Annotated in this window: 19 protein-coding genes; 9 read left to right on the top strand and 10 right to left on the bottom strand. The window is 71.8% G+C overall.

Going from position 1 to position 16,940, the window contains the following annotated elements:
• Positions 1 to 5: 5 nt before the first annotated feature.
• Positions 6 to 635 (bottom strand): heme-binding beta-barrel domain-containing protein, encoded by a 630-nt coding sequence (locus JOF36_RS00285; RefSeq protein WP_372447351.1) that lies wholly within the window; start codon positions 633 to 635, stop codon positions 6 to 8.
• On the bottom strand, positions 632 to 802 hold the full coding sequence (locus JOF36_RS38430) for a hypothetical protein (RefSeq protein WP_245350594.1): 171 nt from the start codon (positions 800 to 802) through the stop codon (positions 632 to 634). The genes JOF36_RS00285 and JOF36_RS38430 overlap by 4 nt, the downstream gene beginning before the upstream one ends.
• Before the next feature lie 205 nt (positions 803 to 1,007).
• On the opposite strand from JOF36_RS38430, the gene JOF36_RS00280 reads away from it, so the two are divergent.
• From JOF36_RS00280 to JOF36_RS40625, 3 genes are all read left to right on the top strand, one after another.
• Positions 1,008 to 1,946, top strand: coding sequence for an alpha/beta hydrolase (locus JOF36_RS00280; RefSeq protein ID WP_210024427.1), 939 nt, complete (start codon positions 1,008 to 1,010; stop codon positions 1,944 to 1,946).
• A gap of 59 nt (positions 1,947 to 2,005) precedes the next feature.
• Positions 2,006 to 3,631, top strand: coding sequence for a flavin-containing monooxygenase (locus JOF36_RS00275; protein WP_210024426.1), 1,626 nt, complete (start codon positions 2,006 to 2,008; stop codon positions 3,629 to 3,631).
• Positions 3,632 to 3,713: 82 nt separating this feature from the next.
• Positions 3,714 to 4,370 (top strand): GntR family transcriptional regulator, encoded by a 657-nt coding sequence (locus tag JOF36_RS40625; protein ID WP_210024425.1) that lies wholly within the window; start codon positions 3,714 to 3,716, stop codon positions 4,368 to 4,370.
• Between the two features lie 111 nt (positions 4,371 to 4,481).
• Here JOF36_RS40625 and JOF36_RS00265 read toward each other — a convergent pair whose 3' ends face one another.
• From JOF36_RS00265 to JOF36_RS00255, 4 genes are all read right to left on the bottom strand, one after another.
• Positions 4,482 to 4,781: a DUF1416 domain-containing protein gene (locus JOF36_RS00265; RefSeq protein WP_210024424.1), complete on the bottom strand. Its 300-nt coding sequence runs from the start codon at positions 4,779 to 4,781 to the stop codon at positions 4,482 to 4,484.
• Positions 4,782 to 4,783: 2 nt separating this feature from the next.
• Positions 4,784 to 5,620 (bottom strand): sulfurtransferase, encoded by an 837-nt coding sequence (locus JOF36_RS00260; protein ID WP_210024423.1) that lies wholly within the window; start codon positions 5,618 to 5,620, stop codon positions 4,784 to 4,786.
• Positions 5,621 to 5,846: 226 nt separating this feature from the next.
• Positions 5,847 to 5,921 carry an Ms5788A family Cys-rich leader peptide gene (locus JOF36_RS41295; RefSeq protein WP_372447440.1) on the bottom strand — a complete coding sequence of 25 codons (75 nt, stop codon included), beginning with the start codon at positions 5,919 to 5,921 and terminating at the stop codon, positions 5,847 to 5,849.
• Between the two features lie 40 nt (positions 5,922 to 5,961).
• On the bottom strand, positions 5,962 to 6,780 hold the full coding sequence (locus JOF36_RS00255; protein WP_210024422.1) for an LmeA family phospholipid-binding protein: 819 nt from the start codon (positions 6,778 to 6,780) through the stop codon (positions 5,962 to 5,964).
• A 273-nt stretch (positions 6,781 to 7,053) separates the two neighbouring features.
• On the opposite strand from JOF36_RS00255, the gene JOF36_RS00250 reads away from it, so the two are divergent.
• From JOF36_RS00250 to pstB, 6 genes are all read left to right on the top strand, one after another.
• On the top strand, positions 7,054 to 7,839 hold the full coding sequence (locus JOF36_RS00250; protein ID WP_210024421.1) for a winged helix-turn-helix transcriptional regulator: 786 nt from the start codon (positions 7,054 to 7,056) through the stop codon (positions 7,837 to 7,839).
• A 30-nt stretch (positions 7,840 to 7,869) separates the two neighbouring features.
• On the top strand, positions 7,870 to 8,751 hold the full coding sequence (mshD, locus tag JOF36_RS00245; protein WP_210024420.1) for a mycothiol synthase: 882 nt from the start codon (positions 7,870 to 7,872) through the stop codon (positions 8,749 to 8,751).
• A gap of 195 nt (positions 8,752 to 8,946) precedes the next feature.
• Positions 8,947 to 10,053, top strand: a complete 1,107-nt coding sequence (gene pstS, locus JOF36_RS00240; RefSeq protein ID WP_210024419.1) for a phosphate ABC transporter substrate-binding protein PstS — start codon at positions 8,947 to 8,949, stop codon at positions 10,051 to 10,053.
• A gap of 130 nt (positions 10,054 to 10,183) precedes the next feature.
• A complete protein-coding gene (gene pstC, locus JOF36_RS00235; RefSeq protein ID WP_210024418.1) occupies positions 10,184 to 11,128 on the top strand; it encodes a phosphate ABC transporter permease subunit PstC in 945 nt (314 codons plus the stop codon).
• Position 11,129: 1 nt separating this feature from the next.
• Positions 11,130 to 12,248 carry a phosphate ABC transporter permease PstA gene (gene pstA, locus JOF36_RS00230; RefSeq protein WP_210024417.1) on the top strand — a complete coding sequence of 373 codons (1,119 nt, stop codon included), beginning with the start codon at positions 11,130 to 11,132 and terminating at the stop codon, positions 12,246 to 12,248.
• 14 nt (positions 12,249 to 12,262) lie between these two features.
• Positions 12,263 to 13,042, top strand: coding sequence for a phosphate ABC transporter ATP-binding protein PstB (pstB, locus tag JOF36_RS00225; RefSeq protein ID WP_210024416.1), 780 nt, complete (start codon positions 12,263 to 12,265; stop codon positions 13,040 to 13,042).
• Positions 13,043 to 13,123: 81 nt separating this feature from the next.
• On the opposite strand, the gene JOF36_RS00220 is transcribed toward pstB, so the two are convergent.
• From JOF36_RS00220 to JOF36_RS00205, 4 genes are all read right to left on the bottom strand, one after another.
• On the bottom strand, positions 13,124 to 13,783 hold the full coding sequence (locus tag JOF36_RS00220; protein WP_210024415.1) for a phosphate signaling complex PhoU family protein: 660 nt from the start codon (positions 13,781 to 13,783) through the stop codon (positions 13,124 to 13,126).
• Between the two features lie 73 nt (positions 13,784 to 13,856).
• Positions 13,857 to 14,054, bottom strand: a complete 198-nt coding sequence (locus tag JOF36_RS00215) for a dodecin family protein (protein ID WP_210024414.1) — start codon at positions 14,052 to 14,054, stop codon at positions 13,857 to 13,859.
• A gap of 68 nt (positions 14,055 to 14,122) precedes the next feature.
• On the bottom strand, positions 14,123 to 14,779 hold the full coding sequence (phoU, locus tag JOF36_RS00210) for a phosphate signaling complex protein PhoU (protein WP_210024413.1): 657 nt from the start codon (positions 14,777 to 14,779) through the stop codon (positions 14,123 to 14,125).
• 78 nt (positions 14,780 to 14,857) lie between these two features.
• Entirely contained in the window at positions 14,858 to 16,393 is a 1,536-nt protein-coding gene (locus JOF36_RS00205; protein ID WP_210024412.1) for an LCP family protein, read from the bottom strand.
• Between the last annotated feature and the right edge of the window lie 547 nt (positions 16,394 to 16,940).

Here is a 16,940-nt window from a genome sequence, read left to right as displayed (position 1 = left end):
GCTGCTCAGCCGACGACGCGCCGCAGCACGGCCGACATGTAGGGGGCCATCTCGCCGCCGTCCATCGCGCGCTCGTCGACGTAGGCCAGGTCGCCCTGGTTGACCAGGCCGTAGAGCCGCTTCGAGGCGACCGTGGCCCGGGCCGTCGCGGTGCGGGCGACCGCGTCGGTCTCGATCTGCCAGGAGCGCATGTCGCCCTTGGGGCCGTAGAAGACCTCGGCCAGCCCGCTGCTGGTGGCGATCACGACCTCCAGCGAGCCGTCCTCCTGCGGGCGCCAGAAGCCGGTCTCCCGTTCGAGCTGCTCGCCGATCTCGCCGTCCGGGCCGAGCAGCCAGGACCGGGCCTCGAAGGTCAGGAACGGTCGCCCGTCGTGGGCGAAGGTCAGCTGCTGGCCGAACGGCCGGGCACCGGCCACCGCCGGGTCGACGATCTCCCCGTCGCCCCGCCAGACGCCCACCAGGGGCAGCACGCCCAGGCAACGGTCGTCGAGGTCGGGTCCCTGACGGAGGTTGGCGGTGTCGTCGGTGACCGGCAGGTCGGCCCACTGCGGTCGGTTGCGCTGCGGTGAGTCCGGTGCCGCGTTCTCCGGCCCGGTGATCGTGGTCCGCAGCTGCTCGTCGTCGGAGTCGGTCACGGATGCTGCTCCTCGCTGTGGTCGTCGGGGTCGTCCGGCTCGGAACGCCCGGGGTCGGCGGAGGCCGCGGCGGGCTCGACGACGAACAGGCGCCGGAGCAGCCAGCCGGCCCAGCCGGCGGTTCCCGCGGAGAGGGCGATCAGCAGCCCGGTGGAGAACCAGTGCACGGCGCGCCAGCATAGTCGCAGCGCCGAAATCCGTGCGGCCGAGGCATCGTCACCCCCTGCGCACGATGCAGAATGCATTGTTCACTCGTTCGGGTGTAATGAACGACTCACTCGCTGTTCTACGGTGACACCGCTCGATCCCGGCGTTCCGATCAGGCCGGTGTGCGCGGAACGCCCCCCCTCCCGATCACGACGAGGTGATTCGATGGCGCTCGACGACGCGACAGCGGGCTTCCTGGCCCAGATGGCGGAGAGCGGTATGAAGCCGCTCCATGAGATGACCCCGGAGGAGGCCCGCGGTCTCGGCGGTGCCCTGCGCGACATGTACGGGCCCGGGCCCGACGTCGCCCGGGTGGTCGACGAGACCGTCCCGGTGGCAGGCGGGAGTGTTCCGGTGCGGATCCTCGCGCCGGAGAACCCGCGGGCGGTGATCGTCTATTACCACGGTGGCGGCTGGGTGATCGGCTCGCGGGACGAGACGGACACCCTGGCGCGGAAGATGGTCGAACGGACCGGCGCCGCCGTCGTCCTGGTCGACTACCGGCTCGCTCCCGAGCACCGCTACCCGACCGCGGTGGAGGACTCCTGGGCGGCCCTGCTGTGGACCGTCCGGCATCTCGAGGAGCAGGGCCTGGCGTTGCCGCTGATCGTCAGCGGGGACAGTGCGGGCGGCAACCTCGCCGCGATCATGGCCCAGCGGGCCAAGGCGGAGAACGGCCCGGCGATCGCACTGCAGGTGCTGATCTACCCGGTCACCGATGCCGACCTGGACAACGCCAGCTACAGCGACCCGGCCAACCAGCTGATGCTGAGCCGGGACTCGATGGTCTGGTTCTGGGACCACTACGTACCGGACCGCGCGGCCCGGCAGCAGCCCGAGGTGTCGCCGCTGCAGGCCTCCGACCTGTCCGGGCTCCCCCCGGCGGTCGTGCTCACCGCCGAGCACGACGTGCTGTGCGACGAGGGGGAGGCGTACGCGGAGAAGCTGCGTGCGGCCGGGGTGCCGGTCCAGAGCCGCCGGTTCGACGGGCAGATGCACGGCTTCTTCACCATGGTCAACGTGCTGCCCGGCGCCGCGGCGGGCCTGGAGTACGCCGCGGAACAGATCGACCGGCACCTGGCCGAACACAACCAGCCGGCCTGACCCCGACCCGAACCCGTTCCCCCCTACATGCAACGGCGCACGTCAGAAGGGACCACGGAATGACCAACGATCGAACAGTCGACGCGGTGATCGTCGGCGCGGGCATCGCAGGCCTCTACCAGCTCTACCGGCTCCGTGAGCTCGGGCTCAGCACCCGGGTGTTCGAGACCGGGGACGACGTCGGCGGCACCTGGTACTGGAACCGGTACCCCGGAGCCCGCTGCGACGTGGAGAGCCTGTCCTACTCGTACTCCTTCTCCCCGGAACTGGAGCAGGAGTGGGAGTGGACCGAGCGCTACCCCGCCCAGCCGGAGATCCTGCGCTACGTCAGCCACGTGGCCGACCGCTTCGACCTGCGTAAGGACGTCACGTTCCGGACCCGGGTCGTGTCGACGGTCTACGACGACTCCACCGGCCGCTGGCGGGTCGACACCGACAGCGGCGAGACGGTGGACGCCCAGTACCTGATCATGGCGACCGGCTGCCTGTCCCGCTCCAAGGACATCGACATCCCGGGCCGGGAGCGTTTCCAGGGACCGACCTACCACACCGCGCACTGGCCACACGAGGGCGTGGACTTCACCGGCATGCGGGTGGGGCTGGTGGGTACCGGGTCCTCGGGCGTGCAGTCGATCCCGATCATCGCGGCGCAGGCCGCCGAGCTCACCGTCTTCCAGCGCACCCCGGCGTACTCGCTCGCCGCCCGCAACCGGCCGCTGGAGCCGTCCGAGATCGACGCCATGAAGGCGGAGTACCGGCAGTGGCGGGAGAAGCAGCGGACCTCCGGGTTCGGGGTACCGGTCCCGGAGGCCACCGAGTCGGCGCTCGCGGTCTCCGAGGCCGAGCGGAACGCCAAGTACGAGGCGGGCTGGCAGGAGGGGACGCTGGTCTCCATCCTGGCCGGCTACACCGACACACTGGCCGACGCCGCCGCCAACGACACCGCCGCCGAGTTCGTCCGGCAGAAGATCCGCGAGCGGGTCACCGACCCGGACATCGCGGAGACGCTGAGTCCGCGCAGCTACCCGTTCGGTACCAAGCGTCCCTGCCTCGACACCGGCTACTACGAGACGTTCAACGAGCCGCACGTCCACCTGGTGGACCTGCGGAAGACGCCGCTGGCAGAGGCGACCGAGCGTGGTCTGCGGACCTCCGAACGGGACTACGAGTTCGACGTACTCGTGTTCGCCACCGGGTTCGACGCGATGACCGGTGCGTTGAACGCGATCGACATCCGCGGCCGGGGCGGTGTCCTGCTGCGGGAGAAGTGGGCGGAGGGCCCGCGGACCTACCTCGGTCTCGCGGTCTCCGGTTTCCCCAACCTGTTCACCATCACCGGGCCGTCCAGCCCGTCGGTGCTGTCGAACATGGTCGTCTCGATCGAGCAGCACGTGGAGTGGATCACCGACTGCATCGTGGAGCTGCGCGAGCGCGGTATCGCGACGATCGAGGCGACCACCGAGGCCGAGGACGAGTGGGCGGAGCACGTGGAGGAGGTCGGGAACATGACGCTCTACCCGACGGCCGACTCCTGGTACATGGGCTCCAACGTGCCGGGCAAACCGAGGATGTTCATGGCCTACATCGGTGGGGTCGGTGCCTACCGGGAACGCTGCGACGCGATCGCGGCGAACGGCTACGAGGGATTCCGGCTGGAGGAGCGGGTACTGAGCAGCGCGAGCTGATCGGAGTGCGCGCCGCGGGTGGGGTGGGTGAGTGCCACCCCACCCGTGACAGCGCCCGGTCGGGAAGGGAAGGATCGGCCGTGTGACGTACTCGGTTCCGCCGACCCGCCGTGAGGCGATCGGTCGGCAGTTGCGTTCGGAGATCGTCACCGGCCGGCTGCCGCCCGGAATGGTGATCAAGGACGGGCAGCTGGCCCAGCGGCTCGGGGTGAGCATCACCCCGGTCCGGGAGGCGATCGCGCAGCTGATCGCGGAAGGGCTGGTCGACGTGGCCCCCAACCGGGTCCGCCGGGTCGCCGTCGTCACCACGAAGAACGCGGTCGAGCTGAACGACGTGATGGGTGTGCTCGCCTGCGCGGGGGTGGAGTGGGGGATCGACAACCTCACCGACGAGCACCTCGACCGGCTGCGGACGCGGCTGGTGGAGTTCGAGGAGGCGCTGAGCCGCAAGGACATGACGGTCGCCTACGCGGCCGGCGCGGACTTCAGCACGATCATGATCCTGGCGAGCGGCAACCGCGAGCTGCAGACCCACGTCGACCTGACGGTCACCCGGACCCAGCGGACCCTGGCCCTGCAGCACGACGACCGGATGTGGACGGTGTGGGTCGAGGGGTACCGCGCGGTGCTGGCCCTGCTCGAGCGGGACGAGCGCCCGGCCGCCGTCGAGCGGTACCGGGAGATCTACCGGCAGGTCCGCGAGCTGCTGCTCGCGACGGACGCGGACACGGGCGACTGACGGTCACCCGTGGTCCACGACGGACGCCGCCCCCGGACAACGAGGTCCGGGGGCGGCGGTCCGTAACACGAGCGAACTCAGGCGACGGTGCTGTCTCGCGCCATCGCGAGCTCAGGCGACGGTGATCTCCGCCTGGTGCAGGCCCGGTCCGTCCGCGACGAGCTCGGACTGGCCGTTGCCCGAGCGCGACAGCGCCCGGACGGTCCAGGTGCCGGGGGCGGCGAAGAACCGGAAGTCACCCGAGGCCGAGGAGACGACCTCCGCGGTGAACTCGCCGGTGCCGTCCAGCAGGCGCACGAACGCCCCGCCGACCGGGTCGCCGCCGGCGACGACGCGCCCGGCCAGCACGGTCTCCTTGGAGAGGTCCGTGCTCGGGGGCAGGGTCAGGGACTGGTCAGGTGCTCCGCACATGCCTACTTCGCTCCCAGCTCGATCGGCACGCCGATCAGCGAGCCGTACTCGGTCCAGCTGCCGTCGTAGTTCTTGACGTCGGTGTGGCCCAGCAGCTCGCGCAGCACCACCCAGGTGTGGCTCGAGCGCTCGCCGATGCGGCAGTAGGCGATGGTCGGCTTCGAGCGGTCGAAACCGGCGTCGGCGTAGAGCGCCGCCAGCTCGTCGTTCGACTTGAACGTGCCGTCCTCGTTGGCCGCCTTGGACCACGGGATGTTGATCGCCGACGGGATGTGGCCCGGGCGCTGCGACTGCTCCTGCGGCAGGTGGGCCGGGGCCAGGATCTTGCCGGAGAACTCGTCGGGCGACCGGACGTCGACCAGGTTCTTGGCGCCGATCGCGTCGACGACCTCGTCGCGGAAGGCGCGGATCGAGGTGTCGGCCGCCTTGGCGGTGTAGGAGGTCTCGGGGCGGTCCTTGACGTCGGTGGTCAGGGTCCGGCCGTCGAGCTCCCACTTCTTGCGGCCACCGTCGAGCAGCACGACCTTGTCGTGGCCGTAGAGCTTGAACTCCCAGTAGGCGTAGGCGGCGAACCAGTTGTTGTTGCCGCCGTAGAGCACGACCAGGTCGTCGTTGCCCACGCCCTTGGCCGAGAGCAGCTGCTCGAACTGCTCCTGGGTGACGATGTCGCGGCGGACCGGGTCCTGCAGCTCGTCGGTCCAGTTCACCTTGACCGCGCGGGGGAGGTGGCCCCCGTCGTAGGCGGTGGTGTCCTCGTCGACCTCGAGGAACACCACCCCGTCGGTCTCCAGGTTCTCTTCCGCCCAGTCGGCGGTGACGAGGACGTCCTCGCGGCTCATGTTCGATGTCTCCCGAAGTGTGCTGAAGTGGCGTGTCAGGAACGCGGGGCACCGGTGTCGCTGCTGCGCACCACCGTCGGGACGACGGTGGTGAGAGCGGCGGAGAACCGGGTTCCCGCGGGGATCGAGCAGTGGTTCGGTGCGCACGGATCCGAGGTCCGTGCCGGACCGGGGGTGCTCCTGGTAGACCGGGCGTCCGTGGGACGCGCGGCTCAGGGCACGCGGCTCAGGAGGCCGGACAGAGGCAGCCGGCCAGACGGCACAGATCCACCGCGCGGCGTCGGGTCAGCGGCCAGTTCACGCTCGCGACAGTAGCCGACCCCCGCCGCTGTGCGCACCTGTCAGTCGGTGGACAGGGCGCTGCCCGCACCCTCGCCGATGCTCAGGTCACGGACCGCGCCGGAGATCTCCAGGACGTTGAACTCCGGGACCGACGCCTGCGTCGGCGTGATGCCGAGCGGCAGCGTCCCCAGATCCAGCTCCACCGCCATCGCCCGCATCAGCGAGTCGCGCACCGCGTCCGGGACGGGCGCCTGCGTGTCGTCCTCCCGCACGTCGAGCGGGACGATCCGCAGCTTCCCGTCCGAGACGAGCAGCGAGGTCAGCACCGCGACCCGGGTGTCGTCCCCGTCGACCGGCATCTCGGCGACGAACCGGGCCGCCGTGCGGGGGTCGAGGCCGCGCAGCGTCGGATCCCCACCGGACCGGATCACCGTGTCGATCGCGTTCGCGTCGACCTCCTCGACGGTCAGGTGCGCCACCTCGCCGGCGGGTCCGCCTGCCGCGACGACCAGCCGTCGCACGTCCATCGGCCCGATCCGCACGACGCCCTCTGCGGCGGCCGCCCGGAACCGGGCGGGACCGGAGCCGACCAGGTCCGACAGCTGCGCGCGCACGCCGTGGAGCTGCACCTGGATCTCAGGGGTGCGCAACGGTCCGATCGGCATCCGGGTCATCGAGACCTCGACCTGCTCGTAGCGGCCGGTCACGGCCTGGGCGAGGAAGGACAGGCCGTGCACCCGGACGGCGGGGTCCTCGGGCAGGTCGAGCCGGTCGCGCATCTGGCGCGAGATCCCGGACTCCGCGGCCGCGGCGGTGCCGAGGTCGGCCAGGACGAACACGGCCACGGCGGCCAGCACGGCGGCGACCACCCGGGTCACGGCGCCGCGACGATCGCTACCGGAACGATCGTTGCCGGGACGGTCAGGGCCTCCCACGAGCGACGCCTCCCAGGGGCCGGGACGGGAACCTCTCCGACGGTAGTGAGCCCGCGGGACGGGCCGTCGGGCGGCCCCGGCCGACCCGGAACGCCGGGCCGCGAGCGGCACCCGCCCGGTGAACCGATCCGGATTTCCGGCGTGAGACCGGTCGCGGTCGTGCTGACCAGCAGGTGACGCGACGGTATCGTCCGTCTATCGCGAGAGGAGGAGTCCATGGAACTGCTCCTGTTGACCACGGCTCCGGATGCGGCCACGGTGCTGCCCGCCCTGTCCCTGCTGCCACACGGCGTGCGGACCGCTCCCCCCGAGGTGGCTGCGCTGCTCGACGCGGGCCCGCACGACGCGGTCCTCGTCGACGCCCGCAGCGACCTGGTGGCCGCCCGGAGCCTGTGCCGGTTGCTCGGCAGCACGGGGACCGACGTGCCGGTCGTCGCCGTCCTCACCGAGGGGGGTCTGGTCGCCGTCTCCGGTGAGTGGGTGGTGGACGAGATCCTCCTGCCGAGCACCGGGCCGGCCGAGGTGGACGCCCGCCTGCGCCTGCTCCGTTCCCGGCCGGGCGCGGAGTCCGCATCCGGTGGTGGCGCGCTGGTCCTCGGCGAGCTGGTGATCGACGAGGCCACGTACTCGGCGCGGCTCAAGGGCCGGCTGCTGGAACTCACTTACAAGGAGTTCGAGCTGCTCAAGTACCTCGCCCAGCACGCGGGGCGGGTGTTCACCCGGGCCCAGCTGCTGCAGGAGGTCTGGGGGTACGACTTCTTCGGTGGCACCCGCACCGTCGACGTCCACGTGCGACGGCTGCGTGCCAAGCTCGGCGGTGAGCACGAACAGATGATCGGCACCGTGCGCAACGTCGGCTACAAGTTCGTCCGGCCCGCCCGGGGCGGGTTGAAGGCCCCGCCGGCCCCGGACACCGATGCCGGCCCCGAGCCCTCCGGCCGCCGTCTGCCGGGTGCCGCCGGGCCCACCCGTCCGGGGCGGAGCACGCTCTCGCCACGCTGAGAGCGGCACCGGAGCGTTAGGGTCCTGTCCGTGGATCCGCAGGTGCTGACCGAACTGGACACCGACACCACCTCCGCGGTGCACGACCTGCTGGCCGCGGCCGGTGCGGGCGACGGCGCCGATCCGTTCTCCGAGCAGTTCCTGCTCACCCTGCGCGCCGGCGGGGCTCGTGACGGTGTGCACCACGTCGTCGTGCCCGGGACCGGTCGCGCCGTCGGCGGCTACGCCCAGCTCGACGGTGAGTACGCAGAGCTGGCCGTGCACCCGCAGGAGCGCCGGCGCGGGCTGGGGTCGGCCCTGGTCGGGGCCCTGGAGGGACTGACCGCGGACCCGCACGTGTGGGCGCACGGCGATCTCGACGCCGCGAAGGCGCTCGCCGAGCGCCGCGGCTACCGGCGCGACCGGGTGCTCTGGCAGATGCGCCGTCCGCTGACCGACCCGCTGCCCGACCTGCACGTACCGGACGGGATCACGCTGCGTTCGTTCGAGCCGGGCTCCGATGACGAGGAGTTCCTGCGGGTCAACAACGCCGCCTTCGACTGGCACCCCGAGCAGGGGGGCTGGACCGGGCGTGAGCTCGCCGCCCGGCAGGCCGAGGACTGGTTCGACGCCGAGGGGTTCCTGCTCGCCACCGACGAGAGCGGCCGGCTGCTGGGCTACCACTGGACGAAGGTGCATCCCGCCACCGGCGACGAGCCGGCGATGGGCGAGGTCTACGTGCTCGGGGTCGACCCGGCCGCGCACGGCCGCGGACTGGGCCGGGTACTCACCCTGGGCGGGCTGCACCACCTGCGCGACCGCGGTCTGGGCACGGTGCTGCTCTACGTCGAGGCGGACAACGGCCCCGCGGTCGGCGTGTACGAACGGCTCGGGTTCACGGTTCACGCCGCCGACGTGAACTACGCCCGCTGAGCCCGTCGCAGGTCACCGCGTAGTGATCATGGGCCGCCGATCGTGTGACATGGATCCACCCGCCCGGCGGTCCTGTTCATTCCACGTTCATGTTCCGTGGGGTCTGCGGCCAATGTCGGCTCCTAGCGTCTGGTTCCGGACGGCCTCCCCGGGCCGTCGTCGAAGCGGCTCGAGCCGATCACGGAGGAACCTGCAGTGAAGACCAAGCGGCGCGCGCCCCGGGCGCGCCTGGCGGCCGTCGGAATCGCGACGAGCTGTGCACTGTTCGTGGCCGGTTGTGGTGCTGCCAACGAGGGTGGTGGCGGCGGCGAGGCCGAGGGTCAGGGTGCGTCCGGCTCCATCTCCGGTGCGGGTGCCAGCTCCCAGCAGGCCGCGATGCAGGCGTGGATCGCCGGTTTCGGTGACGCCAACCCGGGTGCGACCGTGAACTACGACCCCGTCGGGTCCGGCGGTGGCCGTAGCCAGTTCATCGAGGGCGGCGTCCAGTTCGCCGGTTCCGACGCCTACCTGAAGGACGAGCAGCTGCAGCAGGCGCAGCAGCGCTGTGGCGGCTCGGTCATCGAGATCCCGAACTACGTCTCGCCGATCGGGATCGTCTACAAGCTCGACGGCGTCGACAACCTGAACCTGGCCCCGGCCACCATCGCCGGCATCTTCGCCGGCCAGATCACGACCTGGAACGACCCGGCGATCGTCGCCGACAACCCGGGTGTCCAGCTCCCGGCCGCTCCGATCACCCCGGTGCACCGCTCCGACGAGTCGGGCACCACCGAGAACCTGACCGAGTTCATGGGCGAGGCCGCACCGCAGGCCTGGCCGCACGAGGCCGACGGCAACTGGCCGATCCAGGGCGGCGAGGCCGCGCAGGGCACCTCCGGTGTCGTCGGCGCGGTGAACGCCGGCAACGGCACCATCGGTTACGCCGACGCCTCCCAGGCCGGCGACCTGAACATGGCCAACGTCAAGCTCGGGGACCAGAACGTCGCGCCGACCGCCGAGGCCGCCGCGAAGATCCTCGAGGAGTCGCAGCGGGTCGAGGGGAACGGCGACACCTCGTTCGCCTACGACCTCAACCGCACCACCGCCGGTGGTGCCTACCCGGTCGTGCTGGTCTCCTACCTGATGGCCTGCCCGACCTACCCCGACCAGGAACAGGCCGACGTCGCCAAGGCGTTCCTGAACTACGTGGTCAGCGACGCCGGTCAGCAGGCCGCGGCCCAGGCCGCCGGCTCCGCGCCGCTGTCGGAGAACCTCCGCAACCAGATCACCCCGGTGATCGACCGCATCGCGGCCGGCGGCTGAGGGAGAACGATCGAGTTGTACGTCATCTAGCCAGGGGCCCCGGGCGGTGTTCATCATGGACTGACCGCCCGGGGTTCCCCGGCGTCTGCCACGCCCTGCCCAGCGCACGTCCGCACATCCAGGGATCACTGTGACCACCACGGAAGTCAAGCCCGAGCCGAAGGCCGCCAAGCCGGTCACCCAGCTCGGTGACCGGATCTTCGCCGGCTCCGCGAAAGGTGCGGGGATCGCGATCCTCGTCGTCCTCGGCGGGGTTGCGGCCTTCCTGCTCGTCGAGGCGTTCCCGGCGTTCACGGCTCCCGAGGAGGAGCTGCCGGGCGGGATCGCCGTCTACGTCGCCCCGCTGATCTTCGGCACGCTGCTCAGCGCCGTGATCGCGCTCGTGGTGGCGACGCCGCTGGCGGTTGCGGTGGCCCTGTTCATCAGCCATTACGCCCCGCGGCGGCTGGCCCAGGGACTCAGCTACATCGTCGACCTGCTGGCCGCGGTGCCGTCGATCGTCTACGGCCTGTGGGGCGCGTGGACGCTGGCGCCGCTGTCGGTGCCGCTGAGCATCTGGCTGACCGACTACCTGGGCTGGATCCCACTGTTCGCGGGTCCCCCGTCGACGACCGGCCGCACGATGCTGGTGGTCGGCCTGGTGCTGGCGGTGATGATCCTCCCGATCATCACCGCGGTCGCCCGCGAGGTGTTCCTGCAGACGCCGAGCCTGCACGAGGAGGCCGCACTGGCCCTCGGCGCGACCCGCTGGGAGATGATCCGGATGGCCGTCCTGCCGTTCGGCCGCTCCGGCATCATCTCCGGCGCGATGCTCGGCCTCGGCCGTGCGCTCGGCGAGACGATGGCGGTCGCGATGATCCTGTCCGTCTCCGGCGCCGTCACCGTCAACCTGGTCAGCTCGGAGAACCCGGCCACGATCGCGGCGAACATCGCACTGCAGTTCCCGGAGGCCTCCGGGATCACGGTCAACGTGCTCATCGCGTCCGGCCTGGTGCTCTTCGTGATCACCCTGCTGGTCAACATGCTCGCCCGCTACATCGTCGAGCGCCGCCGCGACTTCTCCGGAGCGAACTGAGATGTCCACCGGAACCGAACACCCCAGCACCGGGACCGAGGCGCCCGTGACCGGAACGGGCCTGGAGGCCCCCGCCACGACGACGCCCGAGGTCCTGCGCCGTAAAGGCGCCCTGCCCCGCTGGGCCCCGCTCGGCATCCTGGCCGCCACCGGCGTGGTCATGGCCGGCGTCGTCGCGGCCATGGGGTCCGGCGTCGGGCTGTGGGCCTTCTTCACCGCCGTCGTGTACACGGGGGCCACCTACACCACCTCGCGGATCGTCGAGGGCGCCCGCAAGGCGTCCGACCGGCTGGTCACGGTACTGGTGACCGGTGCGTTCCTGGTCGCCATGATCCCGCTGATCTCGGTGCTCTGGACCGTGGCCACCCAGGGCTGGGCGCGGTTCGACCTCACCTTCTTCACCCACTCGATGCGCGGCGTCGTCGGTGAGGGCGGCGGGGCGCTGCACGCGATCCAGGGCACCCTGGTCATCACCGGGCTGGCGGCCGCCATGTCGATCCCGGTCGGTGTGCTGACCGCGATCTACCTGGTCGAGTACGGCCACGGCACCAAGCTGGGCCGCGCGATCACCTTCTTCGTCGACGTCATGACGGGCATCCCGTCGATCGTCGCGGGTCTGTTCGCCTACGCGTTGTTCGCGCTGCTGCTCGGCCCGGGCGTGCGGTTCGGCTTCGTCGGCGCGGTCGCGCTGACCGTGCTGATGATCCCGATCGTGGTGCGCTCCACCGAGGAGATGCTCAAGATCGTTCCGAACGAGCTGCGGGAGGCCGCGTTCGCGCTCGGCGTGCCCAAGTGGCGGACGATCGTCAAGGTCGTCATCCCGACCACGGCCGGCGGAATCGCCACCGGCATCACGCTCGCCATCGCCCGCGTCATCGGCGAAACGGCGCCGCTGCTCGTCACGGTCGGTCTCGCGACCGGGGTGAACCTCAACCCGTTCGACGGCCGGATGGCGACCCTGCCGGTGTTCTCGTACTACTCGTACGCGACGCCGGGCGTGCCGCGTGACCCCTTCCTCGACCGTGCGTGGACCGCGGCGCTGGTGCTGATGCTGATCGTCATGATCCTCAACGTCGTCGCCCGGCTGATCTCCCGCTATTTCGCCCCGAAGACCCGATAGAAGGAATTCCCGTCATGGGCAAGAGTGTCGAAGCCAAGGACCTGAACATCTACTACGGGTCGTTCCTCGCCGTCGAGGGCGTCAACATGACGATCAAGCCGAAGACGGTCACCGCGCTCATCGGCCCGTCCGGCTGCGGCAAGTCGACCTTCCTGCGGTCGATCAACCGGATGCACGAGAACATCCCCGGCGCCCGGGTGGAGGGCCGGATCGAGCTCGACGGCCAGGACCTGTACGGCGCGAACGTCGACCCGGTCGGTGTCCGCAGGCAGATCGGGATGGTCTTCCAGCGGCCGAACCCGTTCCCCACGATGTCGATCTACGACAACGTGATCGCGGGGATGAAGCTCAACAACCGGAAGGCCTCGAAGGCCGAGTTCGACGACGTCGTCGAGCGTTCGCTGCGCGGCGCGAACCTGTGGAACGAGGTCAAGGACCGCCTCGAGAAGCCGGGCTCGGGCCTGTCCGGCGGTCAGCAGCAGCGGCTGTGCATCGCCCGCGCGATCGCCGTCCGGCCGGACGTGCTGCTGATGGACGAGCCGTGCTCGGCACTGGACCCGATCTCCACCCTGGCGATCGAGGACCTGATCAACGAGCTGAAGGACGACTACACGATCGTCATCGTGACCCACAACATGCAGCAGGCGGCGCGGGTCAGCGACTTCACCGGCTTCTTCAACATCGAGGGCACCGGCAAGCCCGGCAAGCTGGTCGAGCTCGACGAGACCAAGACGATCTTCTCCCAGCCGACGCAGAAGGCCACCGAGGACTACGTGTCCGGCCGGTTCGGCTGAGCGAGCTTGCGGAGCGAACCTCGGCGCTGAGTTCTGTCTCTTACGGTCCCGGTGCCCGCTCGGGTGCCGGGACCGTGGTGTCTACAGGGCCACCTCGTCCGCGGTGCTGCCGGTGACGGCGTAGATGATGTGGTTCGCCAGGTGCACGCAGTGGTCGGCGTAGCGCTCGTGGAACCGGCCGAGCAGGGCGACGTCCACCGCGGCCTCGATGCCACCCGTCCAGTCCGGGCCGAACATCAGCTCGAACAGCGACCGGTGCACGGAGTCGACCCCGTCGTCGTCGCCTTCGAGCTCGCAGGCCAGCACGACGTTGCGGGTACGGAGCACGGTGACGGCCTTGTCGCCCAGAGCACCGACCCGGGCGCCGAGGTCGGCGAAGTGCGGGCGGACCTGTTCCGGGAGCACGGGGCGGTCCCCGGCCCTGGCGACGGACTCGGCGATGTGGCGCGCGAGGTCGCCCATCCGCTCGAGCTGCTGCGAGCAGCGCAGCGCGGTGACGACCGACCGCAGCGGCGACACCATCGGCTGGTGCAGGTTCATGGTCTCGACGGCGAGCAGCTCGACCGCGGCGCGGTGCCCGTCGATGATCGGGTCACGGGCGATGACCTGCTCCGCGAGGCGGCGGCGGTCCTCGAGCAGCGCCACGGAGGCGTGCCGGAACGCGGTCGCCACCAGCGGGCCCATCTCGTCCAGCATCGACTGGAGCTGCGTCAGGTTGTCGTCGAGTGTTTCCCTGCGCATGGCGATGACCTTAGAACGGGACCGCGGGGAACCCCGGGCCGGAGGTGGTGACCCGTCCGGTGGGGCGAGCGGTTCACGCCGCCTGCCGGAGCCCCACCCGCAGATCGACCTGGAAGCGATCGGCCGAACCCAGGACGGTCGAGCGGACGCCGGTCACCTCGAACCACTCGAGGGTGCGACCGGCCCGGTCCATGCCGTCCCGGATCGCCTCCTCGACACTCTCGTCAGAGCCACCCACAACCTCGGTGACGACGCATTGCGCGTGCTCCATGGGGCAGGTGTGCCCACACCGTGTCACGAACAAACGCGACAGGGTGGTCCCGCGTCGAGGGGCTGCTCTCAGACGGCCAGCGGTCCCGGCATCTGGCCGGTCACGACGTAGACGATCCGGCGGGCGACGGCCACGGCGTGATCGGCGTAACGCTCGTAGAAGCGGGCCAGCAGGGCGACGTCGACGGCCGCAGAGACCCCGTGCGTCCAGTTGCTGTCCATGAGCACCGTGAACATGTGCTTGTGCAGGTCGTCCATGGCGTCGTCGTCGGCCTCGAGCTCGACGGCGGCCTCGAGGTCACGGCTGCGGATCACCCGGCCCGCCTTCTCCGCGAGCGCCACGCCGACGGTGCCCATCTCGGTGAAGTAGGGCTTGATCTCGTCCGGCACGACCGACTGCGGGTGCCGCCGGCGGGCGGCCTGCGCGACGTGCAGGGCGAGGTCGCCCATCCGCTCGATGTCACCGGCGCCGTGGATCGCCGCGATGACGACCCGCAGGTCGGTGGCGACCGGGGCCTGGAGCGCGAGCAGCCCGAATGCCTGGTGCTCGGCCGAGGCGCGCACGTCGTCGATCTTCATGTCTTCGGAGATGACCTGCTCGGCGAGCTGGAGGTCGGCGTCGAGCAGCGAACGGGTGGCGTTCCGCATGGCGCGCGCGACGTCGTCGCACATCCCCGCCAGGCTGGAAGCCAGCTCGTCCAGCTGCTCCTGGTACGTGTCGCGCATGCCCCGAGCCTAGAGCGGGAGACGACGCGGGGCAGCCTCAACGGGTGAACCTGTCATGAACGGTCGGCGACGTCCGGGTCAGGAGCAGTCGGCGTCGGCCGCCGGAACGGCCTGTACGGGCGCGCCGTCGCCGGCACCGACCACGAGCTCGAGGCGCCCGCTCCCGGTCGGATCCGGCGCGGGGCGGGCACCGGGCAGCGCGCCGACCAGCGCCCCGGCGGCGTCGGTGTTGTCGGGCGAGTAGTGGACGACGGCCCGGTCGGCGGGCGGGCCCGCGGTGATCGCGCCGATCTCGTAGCCGCGGGCGCGCAGGTTCTCGGCGACCTGCTCCACCGCGCCCGGCCGTCCGGTCCCGTCGACCAGGTCGACGGTGGTGCCCGCGGCGGCCGCGGTGGCGGACCGGGTGGCGGGCGCGGTCGCGGACTCGGGCAGTGGCTCGTGCTCGCGCATCGCGGAGAACAGCGAGCGGGCGTCGCTGCGCTCCAGGTCCAGGTGGCCGCGGGTGTTCGGGGCCTCGGAGACGGGCACCGGCAGGTGGAGCGGGGTGCTGCCGTCGCCCGCGGCGCCGGCCCGGCCGAGACCGCGGGCGATGGCGAGGATCTCGCCGGCGTCGACGCCGTCCGCGACGAGCGCACCGGTCAGGCCCTCCGCAGCGCGGCCGGGGGCACCCGGGGTGAGCAGCGACGACGTCGACAGCGCCGTTCCGAGCGCTGCTCCGAGCACCCGCTGCTGACGCTGCACCCGGTTGGCGGGCGAGCTGTCGGCGGCGCCGGTCGCGGAGGCGAACCGGACTGCCGCCGACCCGTCGAGGGCGACGTTCCCGGTGCCCTCGACGACGGGGCCGAGGACCGGGTCGACGACGGGCCGCTCGGTGCACACCTCGATGCCACCGACCGAGTCGACCAGATCCGGGGCGCCGGCCAGGTCGAACGCGACGAACCCGCTCAGCGGGATGCCGGTGAGCTGCTGGACGACGCCGACGGTGCACGCCGGGCCGCCGATGTCGTGGGCGGTGGCGAAGGCGGTCCGGGACTCGGCCGGGACGGTCTCGCCGTAGGTGCCGGTGGCCGCGTCCCAGCGCCGGCACGGGGGCCGGGAGACCTCGAGCGTCGCGGGTATGGACAGCGAGACGGCCTGCCCGCCGCCCGCCGGTTGGTGGACGAGGACCGCGGTGTCGGTACGGGCCGAGTCGGGTGCGTCCGCGCGGTCCGCCTGGAGGCCCACGACCAGCACGTTCCGGTCGCCTGCCTGGTCGGAGGCGTCGAGGATCGCGTCGGTGTCGGGTTCGAGCGCGGCGACCGTCCGGACGCCGTCGTACACCTCGCTGCGCCCGGTGAAGCCGAAGGCGGTCGTCGCCAGGATGAGGACGGCGGTGACTGCGGCCGCGATCCGCAGCGCGCGCCGACGGGGGGACAATGACGCCCCCGCCCCCGCCCCCGCCTCCGGCTCGGGTCCGGCTTCGGCGGGCTCGCTCTCGTCGCCGGCCCGGTCCTGGCGCCTGCGGCCCGGGATGAGCGCGCCGACGGCCTCGGTGGCGCGCGAGGGTGCGGCGCCGCTGCCATGTGCGTGTGTCCGGCCGGACGGCGGTGCGTCGGTCGTACCGGCCGGCTCCACCGCCGGGCCGGTCTCCCCGGCGCGGTCCGGGGGGACCGTGCCGGGGCCGCTCGGCGGGAGCGTTTCGGGCCGTCCCGGTCCGGGGGCAGCCGGTGGTGCCGGCACCGGCTGGGAACGGCCCGGCTCGGCCGGGGGCGCGGAGTTTCGCGCGTCGGCCGCCGTGTTGCCGCTGGGCTGCGAACCGCCCGGCCCGGCCGGCGGTCCACCCGGCCGAGACGGTCCGGCTGGTCCACCAGGTCCACCCGGTTGCCCAGGCACACCAGGGCCGGCCGGTCCACCCAGTCCACCCGGTCCGGCCGGGGTACCTGGCCCGGTCGGGGCCGGGCCGGGGCGCGCCTCGGCCCGGCCCCTCGGGGCGGTGGGCCTCGACCGGGCCGGCGGCTCGTTCGGTGAGACCGGTGGTGGCTGTGCCCTGCCCGCTCCGGTCGGTGGGAGCGGGTTCGGGTCGCGGCCGGCGGGCCGCTCCGGAGCGGGTCGCGAGCCGTCGGGCCGGCTCGGCGGGGCCGGGATCGGGTTCGGCCGGGAAGCGCTGGGTGGGGCGGGCGGT

This window comes from Pseudonocardia parietis (assembly GCF_017876315.1).
GTDB lineage: Bacteria > Actinomycetota > Actinomycetes > Mycobacteriales > Pseudonocardiaceae > Pseudonocardia > Pseudonocardia parietis.
The sequence above is the reverse complement of the archived record's forward strand: the minus strand, read 5'-3'. Positions and strand labels throughout refer to the sequence as shown.

Bases quoted from the DNA above. Each gene is read 5' to 3' on its own strand.
- JOF36_RS00275 (WP_210024426.1), top strand. From the start codon at position 2,006: ATGACCAACGATCGAACAGTCGACGCGGTGATCGTCGGCGCGGGCATC.
- JOF36_RS00260 (WP_210024423.1), bottom strand. From the start codon at position 5,620: ATGAGCCGCGAGGACGTCCTCGTCACCGCCGACTGGGCGGAAGAGAAC.
- phoU (WP_210024413.1), bottom strand. From the start codon at position 14,779: ATGCGCGACACGTACCAGGAGCAGCTGGACGAGCTGGCTTCCAGCCTG.
- JOF36_RS00250 (WP_210024421.1), top strand. From the start codon at position 7,054: ATGGAACTGCTCCTGTTGACCACGGCTCCGGATGCGGCCACGGTGCTG.
- pstA (WP_210024417.1), top strand. From the start codon at position 11,130: ATGTCCACCGGAACCGAACACCCCAGCACCGGGACCGAGGCGCCCGTG.
- JOF36_RS00265 (WP_210024424.1), bottom strand. From the start codon at position 4,781: ATGTGCGGAGCACCTGACCAGTCCCTGACCCTGCCCCCGAGCACGGAC.
- JOF36_RS00215 (WP_210024414.1), bottom strand. From the start codon at position 14,054: ATGGAGCACGCGCAATGCGTCGTCACCGAGGTTGTGGGTGGCTCTGAC.
- pstB (WP_210024416.1), top strand. From the start codon at position 12,263: ATGGGCAAGAGTGTCGAAGCCAAGGACCTGAACATCTACTACGGGTCG.
- JOF36_RS00280 (WP_210024427.1), top strand. From the start codon at position 1,008: ATGGCGCTCGACGACGCGACAGCGGGCTTCCTGGCCCAGATGGCGGAG.
- JOF36_RS00220 (WP_210024415.1), bottom strand. From the start codon at position 13,783: ATGCGCAGGGAAACACTCGACGACAACCTGACGCAGCTCCAGTCGATG.